This is a genomic window from uncultured Jatrophihabitans sp. (assembly GCF_964246335.1).
Lineage (GTDB): Bacteria > Actinomycetota > Actinomycetes > Mycobacteriales > Jatrophihabitantaceae > Jatrophihabitans.
Genome location: NZ_CAXTQF010000031.1, coordinates 32,576 through 41,130, shown reverse-complemented (window position 1 = coordinate 41,130; position 8,555 = coordinate 32,576). Strand labels below are relative to the sequence as shown.

At 66.9% G+C, this 8,555-nt stretch carries 7 protein-coding genes and 1 pseudogene; 4 read left to right on the top strand and 4 right to left on the bottom strand.

Going from position 1 to position 8,555, the window contains the following annotated elements; translation table 11 throughout:
* From ACFFCN_RS10715 to nudC, 3 genes are all read left to right on the top strand, one after another.
* Positions 1-1,052 (top strand): M16 family metallopeptidase (locus ACFFCN_RS10715; protein WP_375491433.1); only part of this gene is annotated, 1,052 nt, incomplete at its 5' end.
* On the top strand, positions 1,049-2,374 hold the full coding sequence (locus ACFFCN_RS10710) for a M16 family metallopeptidase (RefSeq protein WP_375491431.1): 1,326 nt from the start codon (positions 1,049-1,051) through the stop codon (positions 2,372-2,374). The genes ACFFCN_RS10715 and ACFFCN_RS10710, both read left to right, overlap by 4 nt.
* Positions 2,375-2,383: 9 nt before the next feature.
* Positions 2,384-3,295, top strand: coding sequence for an NAD(+) diphosphatase (gene nudC / locus ACFFCN_RS10705; RefSeq protein WP_375491429.1), 912 nt, complete (start codon positions 2,384-2,386; stop codon positions 3,293-3,295).
* A 50-nt stretch (positions 3,296-3,345) separates the two neighbouring features.
* Here the strand turns inward: nudC and ACFFCN_RS10700 are convergent, their stop codons facing one another.
* The 4 genes and pseudogenes from ACFFCN_RS10700 to ACFFCN_RS10685 all read right to left on the bottom strand — a co-directional run bounded on the left by ACFFCN_RS10700 (position 3,346) and on the right by ACFFCN_RS10685 (position 6,113).
* Complete coding sequence (locus tag ACFFCN_RS10700) at positions 3,346-3,573, bottom strand: DUF2283 domain-containing protein (RefSeq protein WP_375491438.1); 228 nt, start codon at positions 3,571-3,573, stop codon at positions 3,346-3,348.
* 32 nt (positions 3,574-3,605) lie between these two features.
* Positions 3,606-4,616: pseudogene (locus ACFFCN_RS10695) on the bottom strand (IS110 family transposase); the annotation flags it as partial.
* A 468-nt stretch (positions 4,617-5,084) separates the two neighbouring features.
* Positions 5,085-5,546 (bottom strand): hypothetical protein, encoded by a 462-nt coding sequence (locus tag ACFFCN_RS10690; protein WP_375491427.1) that lies wholly within the window; start codon positions 5,544-5,546, stop codon positions 5,085-5,087.
* A gap of 69 nt (positions 5,547-5,615) precedes the next feature.
* Positions 5,616-6,113, bottom strand: a complete 498-nt coding sequence (locus tag ACFFCN_RS10685; protein WP_375491426.1) for a DUF4265 domain-containing protein — start codon at positions 6,111-6,113, stop codon at positions 5,616-5,618.
* Positions 6,114-6,634: 521 nt separating this feature from the next.
* On the opposite strand from ACFFCN_RS10685, the gene ACFFCN_RS10680 reads away from it, so the two are divergent.
* Positions 6,635-8,488 carry a putative bifunctional diguanylate cyclase/phosphodiesterase gene (locus ACFFCN_RS10680; RefSeq protein ID WP_375491425.1) on the top strand — a complete coding sequence of 618 codons (1,854 nt, stop codon included), beginning with the start codon at positions 6,635-6,637 and terminating at the stop codon, positions 8,486-8,488.
* The last annotated feature ends 67 nt before the right edge of the window (positions 8,489-8,555 follow it).

Genomic DNA, 8,555 nt, shown 5'->3' with positions numbered 1-8,555 from the left:
CGTTCAACGGCAGCACGCACTTCGACTACACGAACTACTTCGAGGCGCTGCCGTCCAACGCCCTGGAGCGCGGGCTGTTCCTCGAGGCCGACCGCATGCTCAGCCCGCGGATCACCGAGGAGAACCTCGCCAACCAGCTCGACGTCGTGAAGAACGAGATCCGGGTCAACGTGCTCAACCGGCCGTACGGCGGCTTCCCGTGGATCTACCTGCCGTCGGTGCTGTTCGACACGTTCGCCAACTCGCACAACGGTTACGGCGGCTTCGAGGACCTGGAGAGCGCGACCACCGACGACGCCAAGGACTTCTTCCACCGTTACTACGCACCGGCCAACGCGGTGCTCGCGCTCGCCGGCGACTTCGAGGTCGACGACGCCGTGAAACTCGTCGAGCAGCACTTCGCCGGCATCGAGAAGCGGCCGGCGCCGCAGCGGCCCAGCTTCGCCGAACCGGCACTGGAAGCGGAACGGCACGACACGCACCAGGACGCGCACGCGCCCATCCCCGCCGTCGCGATCGGCTACCGCGTCGCCGACCCGGTGACGTCGCTCGACGTGCTGCTGGCCAAGCTGCTGCTCGCCGAGGTGCTCAGCGACGGCGACGCGTCGCGGCTGCAACGCCGGCTCGTGCAACGCGACCAACTCGTCACCGACGTCGGTGCCTACATCGGTGAGTTCGGTGATCCGTTCGACGAGCGTGACCCCACGACGCTCACCATCACCGCGCACTACCCGGACGCCGCGTCGCTGCCCGCCATCCTGCGCGGCGTCGACGAGGAGATCGCGCGCATCGCCGAGGAGGGACTGGCGCGCGGCGAACTCGACCGCGTACGCACCCGGCTGGTCAGCGTGCTGCTGCGCGAGTGCGACGCCGTCATCTCCCGCACGTTGGAACTCGCGAAGTTCGAGCTGATCCACGGCCGCGCCGAGCTGCTCGCCGAACTGCCCGACCGGCTGGCGGCGGTCAGCGTCGACGACGTGCGTGCCGCGGCCGGTGCGCTCGCGCCGCAGCGACGAGCCGTACTCGAACTCGTGGCAGGGGGTGCGAAATGACGACGCCGACGGCGCTGCCCGCGCTCACCAAGGCGCGCACCGCACGCAAGCTGCGCAGCGAGCAGACCGTCCTCGACAACGGGCTGCAGGTCGTCGCGGTGCGCAAGCCCGGCATCCCGATCGTCGAGATGCGCCTGCGGGTGCCGTTCCTGTCCGCTAAGGCCGGCCATCCGGCACGCGCGAACCTGCTCGCCGAGACGTTGCCGACCGGCACCGAAGAACTCGATCGCGTCGCCATCGCGGAGACCGTGCAGGGCCTCGGCGCCTCGTTGTCGTCCTCGGTGGACGCCGACCGACTCGTGCTCAGCGGCAACGTGCTCGCTACGAATCTCGCCAAGCTGCTCGACGTCGTCGCCGGCCTCGTGACGCAGCCGGCGTATGCCAAGGACGAGGTCGCGATCGAGCGCGACCGGCTCGTCGAGCAGCTCGGCATGGCCCGCGCCCGGCCCGGCGTGCTCGCCGCGGAGGCGCTGGACCACCGCATGTGGGGCGAGCACCCCTACGCGCTCGACCTGCCGACACCCGAGGCGGTTGCTGCGGTGACACCGGCGCAGCTGTGCGCGCTGCACCGCGATCTGGTGCAGCCCGACCGTGCCGTGCTCGTGCTGGTCGGCGACCTGCCTCCCGCGCGGCTGGTCGAGCGGGCCGCGACCGCGTTGGCCGGCTGGACCGGCACGGCGAAGCACCCACGGGTGCCGGCGTTGCCCACGCCGCCCGGCGGTGCCCCGCTGCTCGTCGACCGACCGGGCTCGGTGCAGACGTCGGTGCGCATGGCCGGTGTGGGCCTGCGCCGCGAGGACGCGGGGTACCCGGCGCTGCAGCTCGCGAACCTGATCTTCGGTGGGTACTTCTCCTCGCGCTGGACGGAGAACATCCGCGAGGACAAGGGCTACACGTACGGCCCGCACAGTCGGGTCGATCACCACGTGCTCGGCTCGACGGTGTCGCTGGACGTCGAGGTCGCCACCGAGGTCACCGCGCCCGCACTGCTGGAGACGGTCTACGAGCTGGGCCGTATCGCCTCGCTGCCGGTCACGCAGACTGAGGTGGACTCCGTGCGCCAGTACGCCATCGGCGCGCTGGCGCTCTCGACCGCGACCCAGGCCGGGCTCGCGTCGACGCTGTCCGCACTGTCGGCGTTCGGGCTCGGCCTCGACTGGATCCGCGACCACCCGGCCCGGCTGCTGGCCACGTCGGTCGAGGACGTCAGCGCCGCGGCGACGCAGTTCTTCGCGCCGTCCGCGTTCACGTCCGTGCTGGTCGGCGACGCAGCGTCGGTCGCGGCGCCGCTGGCCGTGCTCGGCCCGCTCGAACGCGGGTAGGCCTCATACATGGTCGACGAGCCGCCGCTGTCCGGCACGCACTACGACCGCGCGGCGCTGCATCGCACCGACGACGCGTGGCTGGCCGACGCGTGGACGCGCGCGCAGGTCGTGCTGGTCACCCCGGACTCGAAGACGCCGGTTGTCGACGGGCGGCTGGCCGTGCGTACCGCCGGCGACGCGCCGGACGGTCCGCGGCGCTTCCTCGGGCTGGTCGGCGAGGTGCCGTATTTCGCGGTGACGGCGGCCGAGCCCGACTCGGACGGCTGGCAGACACCACGCGAGTTCGGCGCCCGCGCGGACGACCTGGACGCCAGCCTGATGATCAGCGCCGTCGCGCTCGAGCAGTGGCACCAGCGGCACGGGCACTGCCCGCGCTGCGGTGCGCCCGCCGAGCAGACGCAGGCCGGCTGGACGCGCACCTGCACCCGCGACGGGTCAGTGCACTTCCCGCGCACCGACCCGGCCGTGATCATGCTGATCACCAGCGAGGACGACGGGCAGGATCTCGCGCTGCTCGGGCGTGGTCAGCAGTGGGGACCCGGCCGGTTCTCGACGCTCGCCGGCTTCGTCGAGCCGGGGGAGTCGCTGGAGGCTGCGGTCGCGCGCGAGGTGTTCGAGGAGGTCGGTGTCGGCGTGCGCGACGTGCGCTACCTGGCCTCGCAGCCGTGGCCGTTCCCTGCGTCGCTGATGCTTGGCTTCGTGGCGCGGCTGGATGGCGATCCGTCGATCGTGCTGGACCCGGTGGAGATGGCTGAGGCCGGCTGGTTCACCCGCGACGACGTGCGCCGCGCCGCGGACTGGACGGACGAGCTCGTCGAACCCCAGCCGGGCGACGACAGCGTGCGCCTGCGCGGCATCCCGCCGCACTTCTCGATCTCCCGGTACCTGATCGACCGCTGGCTCGCGCACGACGTCTGACTTCACCCGAACGCAGAACGGCTCCTCTCTGTCAATGGCGAGGGCCTGACTTAGCCGTCGGCGATGTCTTCGGCCTGGTCGAGGAGATCTTGGTGAATGGCGTCCCTGGCGTCGAGGATTTCGATGCCGACGAGGCGGCCGTCTTTCCAGTCGAGGAAGACTTCGCAGGTTGCGTCATCGGGGACTTCGACGTCGATGGTGTCGCGACCGGGGGCGAGCCTGGCATCGGTGAGGTAGATGTAGGCGGCGTCAGCTTCGCGGTCGTAGGTGATTCGCACGTGGTGATTGTGCTCGCGCGGTCGGCGCGCAGCTGGCGATAGACCACGTCTGAGAGTCGGCGTTTGAGGCAGCGCAACGCTTCTTTGGGTGTCTTGCCCTCGAGCCGTTTGCGTTCGTAGTAGCCACGACCGGGACTGCCCGGCTGGCGGATCTGGGTCACAGCCATCATGTGCAGCGCGTGATTGAGGCGTCGGTTCCCTGCGCGCGAGAGCCGGTGGCGGATCTGGTCTCCGGAGGAGGCGTCGAGCGGTGCGGTGCCGTTGTAGGACGCGAAGTGGTCTTTGGTCGGGAACCGGCCGACGGTCTCGACCTCAGCAAGGATGCGGCCGGCGATCACCGGTCCGATGCCGTAGAGGTTGGTGAGACCGGTGCCGTTGTCGGCGACCAAGGTCCCGATCTGTCGAACAACAGTCTTGATCTTCGCGTCGAGCACGTGGATGTCTGCGATGTGCTCGTGCGCTAGCTGGACCCGTACCAGGTCGACCGCGCTGTCAGGGCGCAGCAACGCTAATGCTTGCTGGGCTTTGTCGGCTTGCAGTTTGCGGCGCATCCCGCCCGGAGTGAGCTCGACGAGCAACCGGTGCAAACGACAAACAGCTTGGGTGCGCAGCGCGACGAGCTCGGACCGCCGATCGGACAACAGCCGCAAGCTGACCAGCGCGTCGTCGACGTGCACCCGCGCGACGCCATCACCGAACAGCGCCGCCGTGCCGACCGAGACCGCGTCGGCGAGATCGGTCTTGCGGCCGTGACCTTGGGAGTAAACCCGCACTCGGGCGGCGAGCTTGGCCGGCACGTCCAGCACAATCTCACCACCGGCTACGAGCCGCTGAGCCAACGAGCGACCGGCGCCGTGACAGCCCTCAACCGCCCACCGACGTTCGCTCCACTGCTCGGCGAACGCGTGCAGCTCGCCATAGCCGTCCATGGTGTTGGCGAACCGTCTACTCGCGAGCACCACCCGAGTAGCTGGATCCATCACCGCGAGCGTGTTACTCGCCTTGTGCGGATCGACCCCTATCAACACGTCACTACCTTGCATCGCATCTCCCTGCTCGCGAGCGGACAACGGCAGACGAGGAGGGCAATGCAACTACCGGCAGCGCAGACCTCTCTTGAGCCACACCCTCGCCGGGTGGACCGGCAGGACCGCAGGCCGTTCGTGAGCCAGAACGCCACCAGGACGACGGCAGCCGATTCGCGAGCGAACCCGACCAAGTCCAACGCCCGAGCATCGTGCACCCGAGCTCCCAGCGTCGAGTCAAACAAGTTGCCGACTATGGGCGCTGACCGGCATAGAGCCGCCGTTGAAGCGTGCGCCGATATGCGCTGGGCTCACGTCAGCACCTGGCGGTGGAGCCCGGCGAGTGTCACCGGATGCTGCAGCAGCCTCTATTGCGAAACGTCGTGCAGTCGCGTTGAGATGCGCTCGTGCTCACCCGTCGCGTGGCGCTCCAAGCGACGTGTACCACGGGCCGGGGGATAAGGCGGGGCAAACGATCTACGGTACTCAGGCAATTGCTAGAGACTCCAGCTCCCCGAGTGCGTCGAGTGGAAATTCGTGTTCGCCCCAGAGCTCCCTGTATCCGTCTACGCCGTGCGCCAAGTAAGCCTGACGGGTTCCTTGCGCAACAGCCAACATCAAGTCTTCGACCCGACAGGTGGCGTCAAACACGACCGCGCCCCAAGCATCCGGCGCTATGCCGTTGTCCCAGTGCTCGAAGCGGCGGACCGCAACGGTGGCCTGCTGGTTTTCACGCGTGATGATCCAGCGATGCTCGGCTGGTTCTTCGATCCAGCTCAAGCGCACCCGCTCCGAACCGCGACCCATCGCCAGCACAGCGCGTAGTAGATCTCCCAGGGCGTCGCTGAGGTATGACGCGGTCAACCTCACCCTTGCGTCGCCGATCTGGAGGGTGCCCTCGGCCCAACCGCTACCGGTCAACTCGTAATAGAACCCGACATCGCTCACTCAGTAAGTATCGCCGCGCGCAAACATATCGACGGGTAGGTGCGCACTCGTCGCGGCGTGAGGGCGCGCTCAGCGCGCGGTCTCGTAAAGCAATCGGCCTGCTCGCTCGTCCGTTGCCAGAGCGTTGGCGACCTGTTGAGCTAACACAGAAGGGCACGACAGCCCGACGAGTTGGTTGCTGTAGCCCTCGATGAAGCAACCCATGTTGCCGTACGTCCGAACGATGTCAGCGAGTGAGGCGCTCGCGTTCTTCAGCCAGACGCGGAACCCGTAGTGGTCCCCCCGTTCAACGATGGCCGTGGCGACCAGCGGTCCCTCAGCCGAAGCGATTACGGATACGCGATCGCCATATCCCAGTCCGTACGCAAATAGAGGGACTGATCGGACGATGACCTGGTCCTGCCCTGCGGATTGGGCTGACAGACCCTCCCAAATGGCTTGCTCACCGTCGGGCGGGAGCGCGAACCACACGACGGTGTCTGCTTCGGCAGCGTCCGATACGGGAATCAGCTCGCCGTCGCGCATCTGACCAGTAGGGGACGGGTGCCCACGGTAAACATTCTCCACGTCACCGACCCTAGATTCATACACGCCCACGCTCATCGGCATGAGCGGTTGTTCAGTGCTAGCAGAACGAACTTTCTGCGCGCGGCCGGTCAGCCTGAGCCGGCGCGCATACCGACCGCTCTCGAGCGTGTGGCGGGCGGATGGGGCTGTTTCGATGGACCCAGGTCAGAAAGTGTGAGGCGACATCCGCTGGTGCGCTCTCGTCGGTCGGGTTGAGGTCAACGACGTACATCCAGCGGCTACCGCGAGCTCGATCGCGGCGGGCGCTCCGGTGCGCTCGGGGGCGGCGGCGGCCAATAGCCGTCGTGACCTCAAGTCCGAGGCTGCGATGCCGATGAAGAGGGAGCGAGGGCGCGGGGCTCTGCTTGGAGGCGTCAACAGTGCGAATGCGACCTCTTGCGCCAACTATGCTTCGACGACACAGGAAGCGCTCATTTATACCGCTCCTCCCGCTTTCGGACACGGCGCTCGCGCCGGCGAGTGGGGAACCTACCGCCGGTGCCCACGTCGCTGTTACGGACGTGCACGAAGAGTTGCAGTTGTTACGTCAGGAATGCGCGGAACTTGCGGCGGCCAATCGTCATCAGCAAGCGGTAATCGAGGCAACCCCGGATGCGATCCACGTGTATGACGTGGCGAGCGGCTCGTTGGTCCGCGGTAACCGCTCGGGGACGCCGCTGATCGGGTTCACCGAACCCATCGTCCGAGTGCTGAGTGGAACTGATGTAGAGGTGTTGGTGCCCGTCGAGGATCGTGCTGCTATGACGGGATTCTTCGCGGATGCGTCCGGCTTGGCGGACGGTGGCGTCGCCAAGATGCGACACCGCGTTCACCACGAAGGCGGGCGCGTTCGGTGGGTATCGCGGCGCGTGACACCGTTCACGCGCGACAGTCGCGGGGCCATCCGTGAACTGTTGGTCATCAGCCGCGATGTCACCGATGTAGTCGCCGTCGAGGAACAGCTTGAGCACGCTGCGCTGCACGACGAGCTGACCGGTCTGGCGAACAGGCGGTTGGCTCACGATCGGCTCGACCACTCGCTTCTGCGTGCGTCGCGTGGCGGTCAGGTTGCGGTGTTGGTCTGCGATCTTGACGGCTTCAAACGCATCAACGACACCTACGGTCATCACATCGGTGACGTGGTCTTGGTCGAGACAGCGGCGCGCATGAGCAGCTCGATCAGACCCGCGGACACCGTGGCGCGTGCTGGCGGCGACGCGTCCGCGCTAACCGACACGATCGCGCGCATGGGCGGCGATGAATTCACCGTCATCCTTGACATCCCACAACATGCGGACTCGGCATCGGTGGCCGCGCACGTCGCTCAACGTATCGCCGACTCGCTTGCGGAACCGTTCCGGGTCGAAGGGCGTGAACATCGGCTGTCCGCGAGCATCGGAATCGCCCTCGCCGGCGATCATTCTTGCGCCGAGACGTTGCTCAGTGATGCGGACGCGGCGATGTATCACATCAAGATCTGCGGCGGCAACGGTCACGCATTCTTCCAGCCGAGCCACCGCCTCGAAGACGCCGGGACAGACTACCTGGAACGACAGATTCGACACGCCCTCGACGTCGACGGCATCGAGGTCTATTACCAGCCGATTGTCGACCCACGCACTGACGTCATCCATGGAGTCGAGGCGCTGCTGCGGATACGCGGCGACAACGGGAATTTCCTGGATACCAGTCAGGTCGTGCGTGTGGCAGAGCGCACCGGTCTTATCGCCGCTATCGATTCCGAGGTGCTCGCGCAGGCATGCGTACAAGCAGCGGCATGGCGCCGCGAGCCGGCCTACGCCGATCTCATCTTGAAGGTGAACCGCAGTGTTCGTGACATCACCCGGCCCGGCTTTCACCAGCGCATCATCAACGCCCTAGATACAAGTGGTCTCAGCCCAGAAGCACTTACTCTGGAGATCACCGAGACTGTCTTGTTGGATGCCGCTCCGGCCGACCTCGCGGATCTGCGAGCGCTCAACGCGCTGGGCGTTGGTTTGGCCATCGACGACTTCGGCACCGGCTACGCGTCGCTTCGCTACCTCGCCGAACTGCCGATCACCTGCATCAAGATCGACCGAAGCTTCACCCGCGAGCTACCTATCGACCCCAAGGCGATGACCCTTGTCAAGACCACCATCAACCTCGCCGAACAGCTCGGCATCAACTGCATCGTCGAAGGCGTCGAGACGCAGCACCAGCTCGCTGCTTTGCCCGATGAGGCTCGAGTGCTGATTCAGGGTTACTTCTACGCCGAGCCCCAACCAGCCACCCGGGCTTTGACAATCATCGCTTCTAGAACTGCTGCTTCACGAGCCCAGTCCGCGCGCCGCGGCGACGAGGCGCACGGTCTTCTGCAGTCCACGGGCACATGAAGAGCTGCCGGCGGTGGACGCGCTCGGGGCGATGCCTGATTCTCCGGCATGCCGGGTTGCAAGACTG